Source organism: Paenibacillus sp. cl141a, assembly GCF_900109305.1.
GTDB classification, from domain to species: Bacteria; Bacillota; Bacilli; order Paenibacillales; family Paenibacillaceae; genus Paenibacillus_AQ; species Paenibacillus_AQ lautus_A.
The window spans coordinates 403,959-422,848 of the sequence record NZ_FNZO01000003.1; the positions used below are offsets into that span (position 1 = coordinate 403,959).

An 18,890-nucleotide genomic window follows, 5' to 3' on the forward strand; every position below is an offset into this window, starting at 1 on the left:
TCAATCCATATTTTCATTCACTGGACACATAAGGGAAGCGCCCTGTTCTTCTAAGAACGAATGTTATCGGCCTTTAGTTGGGATTTATGTATGAAAATATGTTGGTTTTGATTGCTGAATCGAATGGATTGAGACCATGGGATGCTAATTAAATTATAAGATGCTAAATAAATTAAATGAGGTGGAACGTTTGCCGAACTTTCAACAGCTGGGCATTGACGAACAAAGAGTACGGAAATTGAAGGAGCAGGGAATTACGGAACCGACTCCGGTACAGCAAGAGAGCATTCCGCTGCTGCTGCAGGGAAAGGACGTCATTGCCCGGGCGAAGACCGGCACAGGCAAGACGCTGGCTTTCATGCTGCCGATTCTGCAGCATATCGATCCCAAGCGGGCGTACCCGCAGGCGCTCATCGTTGCGCCGACACGGGAATTGGCATTGCAAATTACGGAAGAAGCCAAGAAGCTGACGGCAGGAGAGCCGGAGGGCATCAAAATTCTGGCAGTCTATGGCGGGCAGGACGTGGAGAAACAGCTCCGCAAGCTTGAAGGCGGACGCCAATTGATCATCGGCACGCCGGGCCGGCTGCTGGACCATTTGCGACGGGGCACGTTAGAGCTTGGCGGCGTGAAGCAGCTGGTGCTGGACGAAGCCGACCAGATGCTGCATATGGGCTTTCTGGATGAGGTGGAGGCGCTGATCCATGCGCTTCCGTATCGACGTCAAACGATGCTCTTCTCGGCGACGATGCCTGCCGGCGTGAAGCAGCTTGCCGGCAATTATATGAATCAACCTGTCGATATCGTGATTAAAGGGGCCTCCCCGATCCCGCTGGAGCAGATCCAGCAGGTGGTGGTCGAATGTACGGACCGTTCCAAACAGGATGCCTTGCGTGCAATGATCGAAGAGCATAATCCATTCCTCGCGATCATCTTCTGCCGGACGAAGCGCAGAGCCACCACGTTGAACGAGGCGCTGCTCGCCCATGGCTATCAATCGGACGAGCTGCACGGGGATCTGTCCCAGGCGAAGCGGGAAGCGGTCATGAAGCGATTCCGCGAAGCCAAGCTGCAGCTGCTCGTTGCAACGGATGTTGCCGCGAGGGGGCTGGACGTCGAAGGCGTTACCCATGTATTTAACTACGATATGCCCCATGATGTTGAAAGTTACATCCATCGTATCGGCCGGACCGGTCGGGCGGGGGGGAGCGGTATGGCCATCACGTTTGCGGCCGGGAAAGACCTTAATGATCTGCAGCGCATCGAAGAAGGAATCTCCCAGCGGTTGAAGCGAGTACGCTATGATTCTGCTGCAGGAAGCCTTAGGGAAAGCTCCGGCGGCTCGGGCAGGGATACGGGCCGCTCGAAAAAAGCAAGAAATGTCTCGTCACTTGAATCCGATAATGAACGTGGTCAAGGCAGAAGCCGTGCCGAACGGGGCACGGGTTCCGGGCGTAGCCGCGGTAACGAGCAGGGTAGAGGAAGGGCAGGATCATCGCGCAGGGATGACCGCGATTCGGGCCCGACAGGAGGCCGTACCGGAGAGGGCCGCGGACCATCGGCGGCCGGAGGCCGAGGCAGCGGCGCGCGTGAAGGTGGTCGTGCAAGCGAGGGCCGTGGGCAGCAAGCCGGAACACGAGGCAGCAGCCGCGGACCGTCCAGAACCGAGGGGCGGGGGAATCTCGTAGGCCGCGGCGGACAAGGCGGAACCCGATCCTCCGAAGGCCGCGCTGCCAGAGGCCAAAGCGGTGGACGACGTGGCGGCCGGAGCCGCTAGAAATTGTAGGAAAATTTTAGGAGACGATCTGTTTCAATCCGGGAGTTCACGTTTAAGTAGAGAGCGTTACCCAGTCAATGACAAGGAGGCGTTACCATGTCTGAACATAATCATGTGGTGAACAAGAACGGTGAGCTGGATGTGAGTAAGGTCAATGACGCAATGGACCGGATTGACGACAAGGAGAAGGAACGGATCCTGGCTGACTTCGATGCCTTTCAATCCTATTTGAGCAAACGAATTCAGCTTGCCGAGAGCATTGGTTTGAATGAAGAGCAGCTGGCGCAGGCGGCAGAGAAGGTAGCCGGCTACCTCGCCGCAAACGAGGAGCCCCGCAATTCCGAGGAGAAGCTCCTTCAGGAGTTATGGAAGGTCGGAACGCAAGCGGAGCAGCATCAGCTGGCTCATCTGCTGGTTAAGCTGGCTCAAAACCGTACGAATCAATAAGGCTAAGCGTGAGATGGAAGTCCTTCCCCGGCCGACTTGCCGGGGAAGGTTTTTTGGTTCGAAGGCAGGGATTAACTTAACTATAGGATGAAGGGCTTGATATTAGGCTTTATACATAATATGATCTCCAATGTCTTTATTCCATCTGTTGGGTTGGGTAACTTCGAAAGATTAGAGGAGGAGGCGCTGCCTGAATGTCTCTGGTGATTCATGAGCAGAGAAAACCCAAAATGCAGCCTTTTTATTGGGTGCTTACGTTCGAAATGCATGTGCTGGGCATTTTGCTGGGCCTGGCGTTTACGATGGGACCTTTCATTCTGCTGTACCTCTGGGCCAATGTCTGGACGTGGATGAGCCTGGCGGCTATACCCGCCGGCATCTTCATGGTGATTCGACTATCCAAGAGTCTGAAAGGGCATATCTGGAATAATACGCATCTGGATGAGTATTTGTTATACGAAGACCACATTGAATATGAGCGATGGAATATCGAAACGAAAGACTCCTTGAAGGGGAGCCTTCGGATTGGCGATATAAAGGCGATATATTACGGGCGATATATTTTTCAATTCAGTTATGCTTATAGGAACAGCAAAATGACCGAGTCGGTGCCTATGGCGGAGCTAATGCCCATCATGTACCTTGTTGCTGGAGAAGGGCAGGCTGAACGGGCAGTCGCCGTTCCTTTCACGGATCCGATGGAGGCGAACCGCTGGCTGGAGGTCATCGGCAGAAGAGGGATTCCTTTATATCTGACATCCGTCATCATCCAAGATCTGGGGGATGAATCGGTGGCGTCATTGCTTCGCGAGGACGAGGATTTAGAGCGTGCCGAATTTGACGGGAATATCGAGCGACAATTCCGTCCGTATCTGGATCGGCTGGTACAGGAGAACGAGGAGGAAGACAGGGAGCTGACGGAGGAAGAACGGGATCAGCTGGAATACGAAATGAAGCTCCTCGAATACGAAGAAGCACTGCAAAAGCGAAGATCGGCTTTTCGTGGAACCGGTTTGCTTGCTTGGCTGGTTTTCCCGGTTCAGTTCGCCGTCGGTTTTTGGCTGACGCGACAGGCGGAGCTGGGTAACGCGGACCCGGAACAGCCGCTGTACCCCGTTCTTCTTGTTGCGCTGTCGGCGGTCCTGTTCTTCTTCCTGGTGAAATGGATGCGCTGGTTACAGATCATCATGTTCTCGCTGGTTACTTTTGTATCGTTTATGTTTCTGGACTTCTCGGAGATCGAGACCGATCCTTCCTACCAAATGTCCAGCATGCTCCTTGCGATAGCCATGCTGTCGCTGCCTGTGGCGGCTCTCTTCTATTTGGGAATCCGGTATGTGCGCAAAGGGCGGGATGCGAAGAATCTTCCGCCGATGCCGGGGTCGTACCAGCCTCTTACGGAAAACGATAAGTCAGGGTTCGAGTCTGGAGACCGGCTGTCAACCTGATACGGAAGCGAAAGAAACGCACCCTTCACATTTGGGGGTGCGTTTCGTATCGGTACCTGTAGGTATCCATGGGCTGGCTGGTAAAAGAGGTGTCCAGTTTTTTCTTCTCGCCGGGGGCGAGGGTGATGTCCCTGTACATCTCGGTGAAGACTTCCTCATCGTTCTTGTCGTACACGAACAAGGTAATATGACCGTTGAACGTTTGGCTTTCGTGATAGTTGCCGGCATAGACGACGATGTCGGCATCATCCTCATTTTTATAGGCTCCAACGTGAAGTACGACATAGTCTTTCAAACTCTGCAACTGGGAATCGGCCTTCTTGTCCTCAAAGTTCTGATCCAGGTCGGTCAGCATCGTTTCTTCTTTGTAAAGCGATTCCTGGGTGATCAGGCCAATGGGGATCGTCAGAACAAAATAGAAAACCAGCGTCGACAGCCCTGTGCTGCGAAGCACGGTCCTTCGATCATACCCCCCTTTGATCAGTCCGATGAAGGCAATCAGGGCCAGGACAACGACGATGAGATGCCATGGGGATATAAACATTTCGGGATACAATTTCATTTCGTTTCCTCGCTTACTGTTGTTGAAATGCGGGATCACGCAATATTTTCCAAACCCTAAATCATTACCCTGTTGACTTGCTGACTAAACAGCTGTCATGAGTCTATGTAGCTCTTGCTTGAAGCGGATATAAGTTTATCATAATGGATTTACGGATGGCGGGGTAGAGGTATTGGAACCGAAAATTTGGTTTAGGGACGTATATTCGGTATGATGTAAGAAGATGGGCCAGGCTGAGAAGCTTGTAAGCAAGCGGTTCATTCCAATACAAGCTGGAGAGGAGATTCGAGGATGTCAGTTTATGAATATCGTGCAACCAATACCAAGGGGCAGGAAGTCTCGCTCGATCAGTATTCGGGCAAAGTCTTGATCATCGCGAATACGGCAAGCCAATGCGGCCTAACGCCGCAATATGGAGAGCTTCAACAGCTGTATGACCAATACAGCCAGCAAGGGCTTCAGGTTCTTGGCTTTCCGTGCAATCAGTTTGGCGGACAGGAGCCGGGTACGAGCGAAGAGGCTGAATCGTTCTGTCAATTGAACTATGGCGTGAACTTTCCGGTTTTCCAGAAGATTGACGTGAATGGGGAGCATGCTCATCCGTTATTTCAGTATCTGAAATCGGAGCAGCCCGGACCGAATGAAGGCGGAGAGATCGCTTGGAATTTTACGAAGTTCCTGGTGGACCGCGAAGGCAAGGTGATTCAGCGGTTTGAACCGAAGGAATCGCCTGAATCCATGAAGGGCGCCATTGAATCCCTGCTGGGTTAATGGCAGGAAGTAACGAGCACATAACAGGGCTGTTTTCGTCGGGGGATTAGTCCCGGAGGAGAAACAGTCCTGTTTTTTTGGGAAATTCCTCGCCATTTCGTCCATTCAGCCCGAAGCAAGACCCTTCAGGGCATCTTGTATGGGATGATCGCCTAGAATCAGATCGAACGCCTTAAGTTCCGTCTCTGGCGTGGAGAGGCACATCACGGCTGCTTCAGCGACATCTTGACGGGATATGGATCCGGCTTCCCGGAGATCGGGATGTGCCTGAACCCGGCCGGCAGGAGCGTCATCCGTTAACTCGCCGGCCCTTATGATCGTGTGAGTCAGCGTACTTTCTTCAAGAATGGTCTCGGCTTTATGTTTGGCAAGCAAATAGGGCTTCAGTTCGGAGAAGTGCTCCGGGTGCTTGGTCTCCATGCAGCTAATCATAATGAAACGATTGATTCCTAGAAGCACGCATTGTTCGATCAGCCTCACGGTGCCGACATGATCCGTCTCCTGCGGATCCTCCGTTACCCCGGCGCCAACTGCGCAGATGACGGCGTCAACGTCCCTTAAACCATCGGAATAAGACTGCGTCAAATCACCGATAATTCCCTCGGCACCCTCTTGCTCCATCTTCCGTTTATGAATCTCATCCGGGATCAGGCCGCGGACTTGATACCCCTTCTCGGCGAGAAGCTTCGCGATCCGTCTTCCGGTATTACCATGCGCTCCGGCAACAAATACGGTTGTCATGATAAAGCACCTCCTGCACATCATTACCCGTAGCCGATTGTTTCAAAAAGGGAATAATCCGTTATTAATAAGAAAAACCTATTCCGGTATCTCGAGAATGTTGGCAAGCGGGCCTCTTTTAGCTTCCCCAGATCCCGTACCGGTATTCTCGATTTCACCTTATTCGGTGGCATCAAGACATTAATCTTGGAGTCAAGATCATTCATCATTCCCACTATGTGAAATTATGAACAATATGTGAATAACGCAACTCGCCTATTGAACTGTGAAATAAATCACATTATAATAAGGTCATGAAGTGAAATTATTCACAATTAGAACTACCAGTCACCCGTTCATGCTCAACAAGCGTTACCAAGCATGAATCCAGGCAAAAATGATCATCTTAAACCAATATAAAGCTTCATACTTGGAGGAGGAAAAACCATGAAAGTTGCAGTTATCGGTTGTACCCATGCAGGAACGTCCGCCATCGTGAATACCGCCAAACTTTATCCCGATGCACAGATTACCGTTTACGAACGCAATGATAACATCTCATTCTTGTCGTGCGGCATTGCGCTTTACGTCGGGGGCGTTGTGAAGGATCCGGACGGGTTGTTCTATTCTTCGCCGCAGAAACTCGACGAGCTTGGTGTCGAAACCAAGATGAAGCATGAGATCATCTCGGTGGATACGGACCGGAAAACCTTGAAGGTCCGCAATCTGGCCACGGAGGATACGTTTGAGGATACCTATGACAAACTGATTGTTACCACCGGATCCTGGCCGATCGTACCGAAGCTTGAAGGCATCGATTTGAATAATATTTTGCTCTGCAAAAACTACGATCATTCCAACGCGATCATTGATAAAGCGCAAGGAGCGAAACATATTACCGTTGTCGGCGCTGGTTACATCGGCGTGGAGCTGGTGGAGGCCTTCCAACAGAACGGCAAGCAGGTGACTTTGATCGACAGTGCCGATCGGATTCTGAACAAATACCTGGATCCTGAGTTCAGCGGCAAGATCGAGGAATCGTTCCGTGAAAAAGGAATCGAGATGGCCATGGGGCAGACCGTGACGTCCTTCCAAGGCCAGGATGGCAAGGTGAATAAGGTCATCACCGACAAAGGGGAAATCGACACGGATCTGGTCATTCTCTGCATCGGCTTCCGACCGAATACGGAGCTGTTGAAGGGGCAGGTCGATATGCTGAAGAACGGCGCCATCGTCGTGGACGCATATATGCAAAGCAGCAAGCAGGATGTCTATGCAGCGGGCGATTGCTGCTCGGTGCTCTATAACCCGACGGGTAAAATGATGTACATTCCGCTGGCGACCAACGCTGTCCGGATGGGTACGCTTGTTGCACGGAATTTGGTGCAGCCCACAACGCCTTATATGGGAACCCAGGGTACGTCCGGATTGAAAATATACGAACACAACATTGCCTCGACGGGATTAACCGAGGGAGCGGCCAAGGATGAAGGTTTGAAGGTGGATACGGTCACGATTACAGACCATTATCGTCCGGAGTTCATGCCTACCTTCGAGGAGGTTACGCTGAAAGTGGTGTATGAACAGGAAAGCCGCCGGATGCTCGGTGCACAGGTGATCTCCAAGGCGGATATGACGCAGTCCATCAACACCTTGTCCGTGTGCATCCAGAACCGCATGACGATCGACCAGCTGGCCTTCATCGATTTCTTCTTCCAGCCGCATTACAATAAGCCGTGGAATTTCCTTAACACGGCCGGCTTGCAGGCTTTGCCGGCGGTTGAGACCAAAGCGCCGATACACGCTTAATTCATTCAAGGCAATGACGAAGACCCCCTTATTCGGGGGTCTTTTTACTTGTTTTAGAAGGAATATGGATTTTGACAGCGAATTGGAAAATATCCGGACATATCGATATCGACTTTCAGGAGGTAGGATAAAGTATGAATAAAAAAATAATGCTGGTCTCGGCTGTGTTGTTCTCCATGCTGCTAACGGCTGCATGTTCCAGCAATCAGGCGGACCCGCCGGCAGAAACTCCGCCGGCTGTCGTGGATAGCGAGGGAGCCGATCAGACGGGGGCGGCGGAAGAGAATCCGCCGGCAGAACCATCCCAAGAGGAGGGTCAACCTGCCGATGGAGAGACGAAACCGATCGACGAGCCTGCCGCTGTAGGCGATACGGTCGATTACCACGGCGCGGTCATCACGCTGAACGGCGTACGCGATTCCGAAGGCGACGAGTACTTGAAGCCCCAGCCCGGCCATACGTTTAAGGTGGTCGACATTACCGTGAAGAACAACGGTCAGGAGCCGTTGGTCATCTCTTCGGCACTGTCTTTTTCCATGACGGATTCAAGCGATCTTAACTATACGGTTCCAATTACGGATGACGTGAAGATGCTGGACGGCACCATTCCTCCGGGCGGCGAGCTGACGGGCGAGATTCCGTACGAGGTGAAGCAGGACGTTCAGGGGCTGCAGCTGAGTTACGGCGATCCGATGAAAGAAGGAAGAGCCATTTGGGCCTTGGAATAATGCAATAATAACTCGCATGTTGTTATTTTGGATTGTGCGAGGTGGGCAAGGATTTTGCTTCGGCAAAATCCTTTTTTCGTTGTATCAGAGGAACTTCCTTTACATGGAGGAAGGTTTACCGTATGATTAAACCGTACAGTCGGTTTTTAATGAGGGATGATGTGCATCCATAGAATAGATCTTATTATTACGGATCACGAGTTTCCGCTGATTGATGCGGACTTTTAAATCCAAGGCAAGGAGTGCTCACACCGATGTCATCAGAAAAAGCGCAGCGAAAGCGGGATATGATTCTGGATAAAGCCAAGGAGCTGTTCATCCAGCGCGGATATGCAGCAACGTCAATGGATGAACTGGTCAAGTATACGGGGGCCAGCAAGGGAAGCATCTATTATCACTTTGAGAGCAAGGAAGATTTGTTCGTTAAGCTGCTGACAAAGCAGAATCGGGAATGGATGGAAGCCTGGGACGACAAAAAGGCCGGTTACGCCAGCTTTGAGGAGAAGCTGTACGGGATCGCCGATCACATGGTCGACGACTTCCAGAATCCGCTTACCAAAATCGCGGAGGAATTCTATATCAACCAGCCGGAAAATAAGACGATTGTGGGCGAAATGCTGGCGATTCTGCAAGGTCCGCGTATGCTCTACCGCGAAATTCTGGCAGAGGGAGCGGACGAGGGACGCATAGCGGCAGAGGATATCGACGAAATAGCCGTTATTTTCGGATCGCTGCTGGACGGGTTGTCGGTTTCGTACTTCGAACGGTCCCAGGAGGAATTGAGGCAGCTGTACCGCAAGAGCGTGATGTACTTTTTGAACGGTGTGTTATCGGGTGAAGGTTCATAGCGTAGGATACAATGTGTGGTTTTATCTATCGAAAAACGCTTCTTTTGATTTTCAGGAGAGGGCGTTTTCGCAAATATAAATAAACTGAATGGTCGGTTTTAACAGGGGGATGGAGTATGAAGCATTTGTTTGGCAACCGCGCGTTCGTACTGTTGATGGTATCTGATTTTATGCAAAATATCGGGATCTGGATCCGCAACATGGCGCTGTTGTTCTTTATTATGGAGCAGAGCAACCATGACCCGGTCGCCGTATCGCTGCTGACCGTGATTGAATACGCGCCGATCTTCGTGATTTCCATGGTTGGCGGCGTACTGGCTGACCGTTGGCGTCCCAAGCGAACGATGATATGGGGGGATATTTTAAGCTTCATATCCATTCTGCTTATTTTGTTTGTTGTGTATGCGGGATATTGGCAGGCCGTGTTTGCGGTGACGCTGGTCTCGGCCGTCGTGTCGCAATTCTCGCAGCCATCGTCCATGAAGATCATCAAGCGGTGTTTGCCGGATGAGCATGTGCCCGCGGCCACGGCGTTATCCCAGACCTCGATGTCGCTGTTTATCATTTTGGGGCCTATGGTAGGCACGACGATTTATCAGGCACTTGGATTGCAGGCCTCTTTAATCAGCTTGCTGGTTCTGTTCGGCGCTTCGGCGATCGTGTTGGCCTTTCTGCCTTCCACCGTGGACGAACCTTCGAAGAACTCGGAGTCGGCCGGTTCTTTCGTGAAGGACATGAAGGCAGGCTTCGCCTACATCGGTTCCAGCCGGCTGTTGAAGGTGCTGCTGGTGGTCTATGTTTTGTTGGCGCTGGGCAGCGGGCTCGTACAGCCGCTTGACATCTTTGTCATCACCGAGCGTCTCCAGCTGGAGATGTCCAGCGTCCAGTGGTTCACCGCGCTTGAGGGCTTGGGCATGTTGATCGGCGGTGTGATCGCAGCGGTGATTGCGGGCAAAGTGAAAGGCTCCTACTTGCTGTTTGCCGGGCTGGCCTTCCTTGGATTCTCGACCTTTGTCGAGGTGCTGTCCCAGTGGCCGATCCTGACCGGCTCGATGCGCTTTGTCACCGGGGTGCTGATGGCCATGGCGCAGACGGTCCTGATGGCGGTGATGATGCAGCAGGTGGAGGAAAAATTCATTGGCCGGCTGAACGGCGTGATGACGCCGATATTTACCGGCATGCTGCTCATCGGCTCCGGGCTGACGGGATGGTATATGTCGGTCACCTCCATTGTCGTGGTGTATTTTACGGCAGGCGCGCTATTCCTGCTCTCGTCGTTCATCAGCATGAAGCTGCCGATCGCCAAGGTGCCGGTGCAGGAAACGGAGGCGCCTGTCAGGGTAGAGACTGCGGCCAAAGCCTAGCAGGTGAGTAAAAATCTATACATTTAAGCCGAATCTGGCAGAATGGTATCCAACACGAACAAATTTCGTGCTGGTAAAAGCAATCCAAAAGAGCGGTGCCGCGGAGAAAACCGGGCGCCGCTTTTTCGGCATATGCGATTCCTCGAGGGAAGCGAAAGGCAGTCACCCCGCTAAAGTTGATCCGAAGCTCCACCCATGGACAAGGTGCTGTGCCTATATCCATATCTCGCGTAAATGGCCACGCCGAATCCGATCCATGTTATTCGCTGCAGCGTGGTCAGCATATGGCATACCGAACATCATATCTGCACATGTCCGTCCCTGACGGACACGATCGTGATATAATTCACGTTCTTGCCAAAGAAGCTGCGTTACAATGTTGGTAACGAAACACGAATACCATGAGCTGCATTCGGATAGATAGAACAAGGCGGATGCGGAAGAAATGAGGGAGTGACCATGGCTTACCATAAACCTGAGCGCATTGCGGAGATTACCGTGGAGAACGGGGTGAAAAAAGCGCATAACTCCGCCATAAACGTGATGATATTAGGATTCCTTGCGGGGGCATTTATTGCGCTCGGCTTTTTGCTTGACATACGCGTGATTGCCGGAGCGTCTCCGGAATGGGGAGGGATTGCCGGTTTTATAGGCGCGGCGGTATTCCCCGTCGGCCTGATTCTTGTCCTGCTTGCAGGCGGGGAGCTGCTGACGGGCAACATGATGGCCGTGTCCTTGGCCAGATTCAAGAGGCGAATTTCCACGAAGGAGATGATGCGGAATTTAGCGCTTGTCACGGTCAGCAATATGTTGGGTGCGTTATTCGTCGCTTACTTTTTCGGCCATGTGACCGGTCTGACAGGCAGCGGCGTTTACCTGGAGAAGCTGGTGGACATGGCGGGGCATAAGCTGGACGACAGCTTCCTGCAAGCATTCCTGTCGGGCATCGGGTGCAACTGGCTCGTAGCCCTCGCCGTATGGCTCTCCTACGGATCGGATCAGATGAGCGGGAAAATTCTTGGGATCTGGTTTCCGACCATGGCGTTTGTCGCCATCGGATTTCAGCACGTGGTGGCTAACATGTTTCTCATCCCGGCCGCGATTTTTGAAGGCTATTACAGCTGGGGCGCGTATCTGATGAACTTCATTCCGGTATGGCTGGGCAATTTCGTTGGCGGCGCGTTATTTGTGGGGGCGACATACGGAACCGTGTATTTAAAGAAGGAGAAACAGGCCGCAGCCGCTCCGCGCGGCGAGCAGACGCCTGTGCCATCGGCCGGCGTCCCTCAACAGGTTCATTCGGCGCAGAACGTTTCCTGATGCCGGAAGCCTGGCGAGCTTTTGGTTTAAAGAAAAAGCTGCGTTCAACCGTCCTTGATGAAAGGCATCGGTTGATCGCAGCTTTTTTGTCGTGATGGGCGAGGCTGCCGTAATGAATCAGGCAGGGAACAAGCCCGCTATTTTTTTAAGTGGTAGGGAACCGTCGTAATGATCACGTCTCTCCGATACAGGAGATGTGCCCGGATGAGCAGGCTGGATTGATTGTGCAGGAAATTATGCCAGCCCTTCTTGGGAATGAACTGCGGAATGACGACGGTAACCTGATAGTCGGATTCGCTTGCCTTGCGCTGCACGGTATCGATGAATTTCGTCAGCGGCTGAATGATGCTCCGATAAGGCGAGTGCAGCGTCACCAGCCGGATGTCCGGCTGCCACTTTTTCCATTTTTCCTGGAAGGCGACTTCCTCCTCCCGCTCGAACGGCACGTACACTGCGATGATTTGGCCCGCTCCCAGCGATTTGGCGTAATTCAGCGAGTTCTCCACCACATGCGTGATTCCTGCCACAGGCAGGATGATGACATTCCCCTCAATCGGCTTAACCGGCTCGCAGGTCGTAATCCGGAGCTGGTCCGCTACCGCCTCGTAATGCTTGCGGATCCGGGTGAAAATCCAGATGATCAGCGGCAGGAATATCAGGACGGTCCACACCTGGGCGAATTTCGTAAAGAAAAAGATCATGGTCACGATAAAGCTGATGCATGCGCCGGTGGTGTTAATGATCAGCTTGACGATCCAGCCTTCGGGCTTTTCGCGGATCCATTTCACCATCATCCCCGTCTGGGAGAGGGTAAACGGGATAAACACGCCGACGGCATACAGCGGAATCAGATGCTCGGTTTTGCCTTCGAAAGCCAGCAGCAGCAGAATGGAGAAAAATCCAAGAATAATGATTCCGTTTGAATATCCCAGACGGTCGCCGCGGACGGTGAACATTCTAGGAATGAACTTATCCTTCGCCAGATTGACGGCCAACAGGGGAAAAGCGGAATACCCGGTGTTGGCGGCGAGGATCAGAATTAAGGCCGTTGTCCCTTGTATGAAGTAATAAAGCGCATTTCGCCCGAAGGTATGCTCGGCAATTTGGGAAACGACCGTGACTTGTTCGCTGGGACTGACCCCATAGTAATAAGCCAGGAAGACGATGCCCGAAAATAACAGGGCCAGCAGCGATCCCATCGCCACCAAGGTTTTGGCCGCGTTATTCGGGGCCGGGTCTTTGAAATTCGGAATGGCGTTGGAAATCGCCTCCACGCCGGTCAGGGCGGAGCTGCCCGAGGCAAATGCGCGCAGGAGCAGGAACAAGCTCAGCCCGGCTACGGGCGTGCCGATCGGCGTGTGAAGGTCCGGAGATGCATGGCCTGTGGCAATATTGAATATCCCCACCCCGATCAGGATGAATAACGCAAGGACGAACAGGTAAACCGGATAAGCCAATATGGAGGCCGACTCCGTGACCCCTCTTAAATTCAATACGGTCAAGCATAGAACGAACACGATGGAGATCGGCAGATTATAGGCGTGCAATTCCGGAAAAGCCGACGTGATCGCATCCGTCCCGGCCGACACGCTGACCGCAACCGTCAGGATATAGTCCACGAGCAAGGAACCGCCGGCCACCAGCCCCGGGTACATGCCCAAATTCCGTTTGGACACGACATATGCGCCGCCGCCGTGCGGATAGGAGAAAATAATTTGTCTGTACGACAGGATAAGTGCCAGCAATAAGACCAGGACGCCGACGGCAATCGGTATGGAATACCAATAGGCAGCTGCTCCGACGGTCATCAACACAATGAGGATTTGTTCCGGGCCATAAGCCACGGACGATAACGCATCGGATGATAGGATGGCCAGGGCCTTGGTTTTATTCAGCTTTTGTTCGCCTAATTCCGTTGATTTAAGCGGTCTTCCGATGAGGAAGCGCTTGATTGAGGATAACATGGTTGTTTTCACCGCCGCTTAAGATTAAGTTCATGGTAGAAGCTTACTGAACGGACTTCTATCGGTGTTTTTTATGAGCTGGACATAGGAACGGTCGCCATTCCTATGCTGATTTTTGGCAAACAAAAAACACAGGTTAGAACCCTGTGTTTGATCACAAGTTCACAACCCTCCCGATCAACGCTGACGAGGTTAGCTGTCGGATTCGGGCGGTGAGAGTCGCCCTACCTGACTCCATCGCGGCGTACGTACGCGAATGAATCAGGATTCACCCCATAGTATGGATGAAGGATCCTATAGGTATCCCTCCATACGGTTGGTTCCCCCGCTTTCCATCATGGAAATTAAGCGAATGTCATGTGAATATGAAGAATGTTTTCGAAGCTGAATAGTATATTACGCCTGCTCCAATCGTTTGTAAAACATCCTTCAACGATCATTCGAACAGAATTATTTATAAAAAATGACAGATAAGCGCTTACATAACGACCTGGCTTTGACAGGCTTTTTATTTTGCATGTTTTCTGCGAAAATCACGAGTTTCTATAATATGGAGGTTTAGGTGTGGGGACATCGGTCACTGGGAGGATGCCATATAAACAAATTCGCCATGCCGGTCTCGGGGGAGGAGACACTGGCATGGCGAATTTTTTTGGGAGTGGTCCATGATTCGGCAAGGAAGAGAAAGGGTCTGGGTTCCTCTTCTTTGCTCTTGATAGGAATATACCCTGGGGGAAGAAAAGTGAATCACCTGATTAGAAAAAAATGTATGACTTTACTGGAACCCCGATTTTCTTTTAAGATAAAGGGATATGATGCAGCCGAGCAAAAGGGGGAATTACGAAATGACTCAAGCGATGATTCATCAGGAAAACGGCGTATTTCCGGCGGTATGTCCGTTGGATTGTCCCGATACATGCGGCCTGCTGCTGCATAAAGAGAACGGAAAAATCGTCAAGGTGACCGGTAATCCGGAGCATCCGATTACGCAGGGAGCCATCTGCAATAAAGTCCGTAATATGGCACACCGGGTGTACCATCCGGAACGCGTGCTCTATCCGCTGCGAAGGGTAGGTCCCAAGGGAGAGGGCGCCTTCGAGCGGATCAGCTGGGACGAAGCCATTCAGGAGATTGCGGGACGCTATAAGGACTTGATCGAGGAATACGGTTCCGAGAGCATCCTGCCTTACAGCTTCTACGGCAATATGGGGATATTGAGCGTCGACGGCATGGACCGCAGATTCTTCAACAGGCTGGGTGCCAGCCGCCTGAAGCAGTCGATCTGCAATTCCGCGGGCAATGAGGGCTGGAAATCGGTGATGGGGTTTAATGGGGGAACCGTTCCGGAGGACACCGTACGAGCCGACGTCATCCTCGTCTGGGGCGGCAACATCGTCAGCACCAATATGCACCAGATGGTGATTGCAGAGAAAGCGCGCAAAGCCGGTGCCAAGGTCGTTGTGATCGATGTCCACAAGAATCAGACGGGGCAATGGGCCGACTGGTTCATTCCGCTGTATCCAGGCACGGATGCGGCGCTGGCCGTCGGCCTCATGCACATCATGTTCCGCGACGGCATGGTGAATGAAGAATTCCTCCGGAAGTATACGATTGGCCATGAAGCCTTGCGCGAGCACGTCAAAGAATACACGCCGGAGTACGTTTCTTCCATTACCGGCATCTCGATCGAGGATATCGAGAAATTGGCCGAACTCTACGGCGGGCCGATACCTCCTACATCCATATCGGCAACGGTCTTCAGCATCACGACAACGGCGGCTTGACGGTGCGCAGCATTGCCGCGCTTCCCGCTTTGACCGGACAATGGCTGAAGCGGGGCGGAGGGGCCGCCAAGTCGAACGGCGGATACAACAGCATGGATAGCGACGCGCTTGAGCGTCCCGATCTCCGGCCGAATCCCGAAGCGCGCACGATTAACATGAACCGGATCGGCGAAGCGCTTGCCATGACCGAACAGCCGATTAAGTCGCTCTTCGTTTATTGCAGCAATCCGCTGGTTGTGGCTCCCGATACGGAGCGGGTCAGGGAAGGGTTTGCACGGGAAGACCTGTTTACGGTTGTGCATGACCTGTTTATGACGGATACGGCTAAGTATGCCGATATCGTGCTCCCGGCAACCTCTTCGTTCGAGAATACGGACCTGTACGCTTCCTACTGGCATCAGTACGTTCAGCTGCAGGAGCCGGTCATTCCGGCACTTGGGGAGAGCAAGGGCAACGTAGAGCTGTTCTCCATGCTGGGACGGGCTATGGGATTCCAGGAACCGGCTTTTCATGAGACCGAAGAAGAGATGATCGCAAGAGCGCTCGACTTCCCGGATAACCCTTATCTAAACGGCGTCACGCTGGACAAGCTGAGGGAACACCGCCACGTGAAGCTGGACATGACGCCGCTTGACACGTATCTGGACCGTTTGCCGACGCCTTCGGGGCGCATCGAGTTATACTCTGCGCAGTTGGAGGAAGCAGGTCTGCCGCCTCTTCCGACCTACGTGCCGCTGAAGGAAGGATATGACGGGGTAAGGCGCGGCCGCGGGCGTCAATATCCGCTTATGTTCATATCGCCGCCGAACCATAACTTCTTGAACTCGACCTTTGCGAACGTGGAGAAGCATCAGAAGCTGGAGAAGGAACCGGCCCTGCAGATTCACCCGGCGGATGCGGAGGAACGCGGGCTCCAGGACGGCGAGATGGTCATCGTATATAATGACCGCGGAACCTATGAAGTCCGGGCGAAGGTGACGGATAAAATGCTGCCGGGCACCGTAGTCAGCCAAGGCCTGTGGTGGGAAGGCGAGGGCCGCAAGCAGCGCGCCAATGCCCTTACGCCGGACAGGCTGTCCGACTTGGGCGAAGGGGCTACCTTCTTCTCGACGGTGGTCGAGGTCAGGGCTAAATGATGGCTGCCTAAAGATGCATACAGAGACTGTCTTATAGGTCTATATGACCTGAAGGCAGTCTTTTTTAATTATTTGGAAACGATAAAACATTCCGGTGGAAGTATAAAAAATCGGGGTTTTATTATATAGCTTCAATATATTTCCATAGGTAGAATGATACTAAGCTACTTGCAAACGGTTTCGGAATGCTACAAATCCAGAGACCCAGCATGCTTTTACATCATTTCGTAACGGGAGGATAAATATGCCGCAAGCGACTACAGAACAGCAGCAATCACCCATTTCCCGGCAGCCAAAAATCCATAGTAAAAGTTTCCTTAGGCGATTAATGAAGCAATGGGATGTTCAACTCATGGTGTTACCAGGAGTGATTCTGGTTTTTATTTTTGCCTATCTGCCTATGTACGGCGTAATAACGGGTTTTATGGATTATAACTTGTTCACCGGTTCAAGGATTTGGGATAACCCGTGGGTTGGTTTTAAACATTTTGAAGCCTTTTTTGCCGCTCCCGAGTTTGAAAGGATTTTGCGTAATACCATTGTTATCAGTTTGTTGAAGTTCTTCATCGGATTTCCGGCACCGATCGTACTGGCACTTTTATTGAATGAAGTTCGCCATATGCTCTTCAAAAGAGTCATCCAGACGATTACATATCTGCCCCATTTCTTATCATGGGTTATTGTGGCAGGGTTCACCACCGCCTTGCTATCAACGGAGAACGGAAGCATCAACATTTTGCTGGAGAGGATAGGGGCCATTGATGAACCGATCAATTTCCTCTCATTGAAAGAATATTTCTGGACAATACTCATTTCGGCTAACGTTTGGAAGGAGATCGGATTTAACTCGATTGTATTCCTGGCTGCAATTGCGAGTATTGATCCGGCGCTGTACGAGGCTGCAGACATTGACGGGGCTTCCAAAACCAAGCAGATCTATCTGATTACGCTTCCTTCGATTATGCCGGTCGTCATCATCTTCATGATTCTTGCTATCGGCAACTTGCTCAATGCAGGCTTCGAGGACATCTTGCTCCTGGCATCCAATCCTGTGCTGAGGCCGGTTTCCGATGTTATTGATACGTATGTCTATCGAGTGGGCCTAGGGTCACACCGTTATTCTTATGCGGTTGCTATCGGATTGTTCAAGGCGATTATTAGTGTAGGACTGCTTACGATCGCGAACTATCTGGCTCGAAGATCCGGTAATAGCTTATGGTAAATCAGCAGCCCTCGGGAGGTACGGCATGTTAAAAAGAATTAGCTTCAGTGACAAGGTTACGCTTATCGTGATATACGTCTTTCTCAGTTTGCTGGCCTTCTCGGCGCTCTATCCGTTCTGGAATGCAGTTGCGGTTTCCTTCAACGTAGGCGTGGACACCGCAAAAGGCGGAATCACCTTCTGGCCAAGAGAGTTCACAACCGAAAATTACAATATCATACTCCAAGATGATCGACTGCTTAACGGATTCTTTATATCCGTAAGCCGTACCATAATCGGAACGGCAACCTCCATATTCATGACAGCGCTCCTGGCATTCGGGATGACCCGTTCGTATCTGATCGGACGCAAATATTACACATTGTTCTTTATATTTACCCTCTACTTTGGTGGAGGATTGATTCCAACGTATCTCCTGATCCGTTCCTTGGGACTGATGGATAGCTTTCTAGTATTTATTATTCCATCCCTCATCAGTGTGTGGAACATGATCATATTCCGAACCTTCTTTAAAGGCCTTCCTGTTGGCTTGGAGGAATCGGCTAATATCGACGGTTGCAGCAATTGGGGCACTTTCTTTCGGATTATCCTCCCCTTGTCCGGACCGGTTATCGCGACGCTTGCTTTGCTGACTGCCGTTGGGCACTGGAACGACTGGTTTCTGCCAAGCATTTACATCACCAACGATAATTTGCTCCCGATCCAGACCATTCTTCGACAAACCTTGAATGCCAATATTGTAACCGGTTCAAGCTCTGTACTCGATAGTGCTTCGACGGCACTGCTGGAGAATGCGAGACAGATTACGTCCAAATCGCTCACGATGGCGATGATGATCGTTGTGACGCTACCCATCATTCTGGTCTATCCCTTTGTCCAAAAATATTTTGTCAAAGGCGTGCTGGTAGGCTCGCTGAAAGAGTAGGCCCAGGAACGGTTTAAGGCGAACAGCTTTGAACATATATATTTTTGTAAATGAGAGGGGTTTAG

14 protein-coding genes, 1 pseudogene and 1 riboswitch are annotated in these 18,890 nt (G+C 51.7%); of the genes and pseudogenes, 12 read left to right on the forward strand and 3 right to left on the reverse strand.

Annotation, left to right across the window (positions count from 1 at the left end; all coding sequences use genetic code 11):
• Positions 1–160 precede the first annotated feature (160 nt).
• The 3 genes from BMX45_RS11795 to BMX45_RS11805 all read left to right on the forward strand — a co-directional run bounded on the left by BMX45_RS11795 (position 161) and on the right by BMX45_RS11805 (position 3,672).
• A complete protein-coding gene (locus tag BMX45_RS11795) occupies positions 161–1,777 on the forward strand; it encodes a DEAD/DEAH box helicase (protein WP_090909846.1) in 1,617 nt (538 codons plus the stop codon).
• A 96-nt stretch (positions 1,778–1,873) separates the two neighbouring features.
• The gene (locus BMX45_RS11800; RefSeq protein WP_090909847.1) at positions 1,874–2,224 is read left to right on the forward strand and encodes a DUF3243 domain-containing protein; all 351 of its coding nucleotides are present in this window, start codon (positions 1,874–1,876) and stop codon (positions 2,222–2,224) included.
• A gap of 194 nt (positions 2,225–2,418) precedes the next feature.
• Entirely contained in the window at positions 2,419–3,672 is a 1,254-nt protein-coding gene (locus BMX45_RS11805) for a hypothetical protein (protein WP_090909848.1), read from the forward strand.
• 25 nt (positions 3,673–3,697) lie between these two features.
• On the opposite strand, the gene BMX45_RS11810 is transcribed toward BMX45_RS11805, so the two are convergent.
• A complete protein-coding gene (locus BMX45_RS11810; protein ID WP_090909994.1) occupies positions 3,698–4,234 on the reverse strand; it encodes a hypothetical protein in 537 nt (178 codons plus the stop codon).
• 291 nt (positions 4,235–4,525) lie between these two features.
• Between BMX45_RS11810 and BMX45_RS11815 the strand changes: the two genes are divergently transcribed.
• Positions 4,526–5,005: a glutathione peroxidase gene (locus BMX45_RS11815; RefSeq protein ID WP_090909849.1), complete on the forward strand. Its 480-nt coding sequence runs from the start codon at positions 4,526–4,528 to the stop codon at positions 5,003–5,005.
• 105 nt (positions 5,006–5,110) lie between these two features.
• On the opposite strand, the gene BMX45_RS11820 is transcribed toward BMX45_RS11815, so the two are convergent.
• Positions 5,111–5,746, reverse strand: coding sequence for an SDR family oxidoreductase (locus tag BMX45_RS11820; RefSeq protein ID WP_090909850.1), 636 nt, complete (start codon positions 5,744–5,746; stop codon positions 5,111–5,113).
• Positions 5,747–6,172: 426 nt separating this feature from the next.
• Here BMX45_RS11820 and BMX45_RS11825 point away from each other — a divergent pair, with 426 nt between their 5' ends.
• From BMX45_RS11825 to BMX45_RS11845, 5 genes are all read left to right on the forward strand, one after another.
• Positions 6,173–7,534, forward strand: coding sequence for an FAD-dependent oxidoreductase (locus BMX45_RS11825; protein ID WP_090909851.1), 1,362 nt, complete (start codon positions 6,173–6,175; stop codon positions 7,532–7,534).
• A gap of 134 nt (positions 7,535–7,668) precedes the next feature.
• Positions 7,669–8,262, forward strand: coding sequence for a DUF4352 domain-containing protein (locus tag BMX45_RS11830; RefSeq protein ID WP_090909852.1), 594 nt, complete (start codon positions 7,669–7,671; stop codon positions 8,260–8,262).
• A 254-nt stretch (positions 8,263–8,516) separates the two neighbouring features.
• Positions 8,517–9,110 carry a TetR/AcrR family transcriptional regulator gene (locus BMX45_RS11835; RefSeq protein WP_090909853.1) on the forward strand — a complete coding sequence of 198 codons (594 nt, stop codon included), beginning with the start codon at positions 8,517–8,519 and terminating at the stop codon, positions 9,108–9,110.
• A gap of 116 nt (positions 9,111–9,226) precedes the next feature.
• Positions 9,227–10,474, forward strand: coding sequence for an MFS transporter (locus BMX45_RS11840; RefSeq protein ID WP_090909854.1), 1,248 nt, complete (start codon positions 9,227–9,229; stop codon positions 10,472–10,474).
• A 459-nt stretch (positions 10,475–10,933) separates the two neighbouring features.
• Positions 10,934–11,794, forward strand: a complete 861-nt coding sequence (locus BMX45_RS11845) for a formate/nitrite transporter family protein (RefSeq protein ID WP_090909855.1) — start codon at positions 10,934–10,936, stop codon at positions 11,792–11,794.
• 137 nt (positions 11,795–11,931) lie between these two features.
• Here the strand turns inward: BMX45_RS11845 and BMX45_RS11850 are convergent, their stop codons facing one another.
• The gene (locus tag BMX45_RS11850) at positions 11,932–13,758 is read right to left on the reverse strand and encodes an APC family permease (protein WP_090909856.1); all 1,827 of its coding nucleotides are present in this window, start codon (positions 13,756–13,758) and stop codon (positions 11,932–11,934) included.
• 165 nt (positions 13,759–13,923) lie between these two features.
• A riboswitch (cyclic di-AMP (ydaO/yuaA leader) is annotated at positions 13,924–14,119 on the reverse strand.
• A 496-nt stretch (positions 14,120–14,615) separates the two neighbouring features.
• On the opposite strand from BMX45_RS11850, the pseudogene BMX45_RS11855 reads away from it, so the two are divergent.
• From BMX45_RS11855 to BMX45_RS11865, 3 genes and pseudogenes are all read left to right on the forward strand, one after another.
• Positions 14,616–16,678 (forward strand): annotated as a pseudogene (locus BMX45_RS11855) (molybdopterin-dependent oxidoreductase).
• Between the two features lie 244 nt (positions 16,679–16,922).
• Entirely contained in the window at positions 16,923–17,900 is a 978-nt protein-coding gene (locus BMX45_RS11860; protein WP_090909857.1) for an ABC transporter permease, read from the forward strand.
• A gap of 25 nt (positions 17,901–17,925) precedes the next feature.
• Entirely contained in the window at positions 17,926–18,825 is a 900-nt protein-coding gene (locus tag BMX45_RS11865; RefSeq protein ID WP_090909858.1) for a carbohydrate ABC transporter permease, read from the forward strand.
• Positions 18,826–18,890 lie beyond the last annotated feature (65 nt).

Bases quoted from the DNA above. Each gene is read 5' to 3' on its own strand.
- BMX45_RS11845 (WP_090909855.1), top strand. From the start codon at position 10,934: ATGGCTTACCATAAACCTGAGCGCATTGCGGAGATTACCGTGGAGAAC.
- BMX45_RS11800 (WP_090909847.1), top strand. From the start codon at position 1,874: ATGTCTGAACATAATCATGTGGTGAACAAGAACGGTGAGCTGGATGTG.
- BMX45_RS11825 (WP_090909851.1), top strand. From the start codon at position 6,173: ATGAAAGTTGCAGTTATCGGTTGTACCCATGCAGGAACGTCCGCCATC.
- BMX45_RS11795 (WP_090909846.1), top strand. From the start codon at position 161: ATGCTAAATAAATTAAATGAGGTGGAACGTTTGCCGAACTTTCAACAG.
- BMX45_RS11850 (WP_090909856.1), bottom strand. From the start codon at position 13,758: ATGTTATCCTCAATCAAGCGCTTCCTCATCGGAAGACCGCTTAAATCA.
- BMX45_RS11860 (WP_090909857.1), top strand. From the start codon at position 16,923: ATGCCGCAAGCGACTACAGAACAGCAGCAATCACCCATTTCCCGGCAG.
- BMX45_RS11815 (WP_090909849.1), top strand. From the start codon at position 4,526: ATGTCAGTTTATGAATATCGTGCAACCAATACCAAGGGGCAGGAAGTC.
- BMX45_RS11810 (WP_090909994.1), bottom strand. From the start codon at position 4,234: ATGAAATTGTATCCCGAAATGTTTATATCCCCATGGCATCTCATCGTC.
- BMX45_RS11865 (WP_090909858.1), top strand. From the start codon at position 17,926: ATGTTAAAAAGAATTAGCTTCAGTGACAAGGTTACGCTTATCGTGATA.
- BMX45_RS11835 (WP_090909853.1), top strand. From the start codon at position 8,517: ATGTCATCAGAAAAAGCGCAGCGAAAGCGGGATATGATTCTGGATAAA.
- BMX45_RS11820 (WP_090909850.1), bottom strand. From the start codon at position 5,746: ATGACAACCGTATTTGTTGCCGGAGCGCATGGTAATACCGGAAGACGG.
- BMX45_RS11840 (WP_090909854.1), top strand. From the start codon at position 9,227: ATGAAGCATTTGTTTGGCAACCGCGCGTTCGTACTGTTGATGGTATCT.
- BMX45_RS11830 (WP_090909852.1), top strand. From the start codon at position 7,669: ATGAATAAAAAAATAATGCTGGTCTCGGCTGTGTTGTTCTCCATGCTG.
- BMX45_RS11805 (WP_090909848.1), top strand. From the start codon at position 2,419: ATGTCTCTGGTGATTCATGAGCAGAGAAAACCCAAAATGCAGCCTTTT.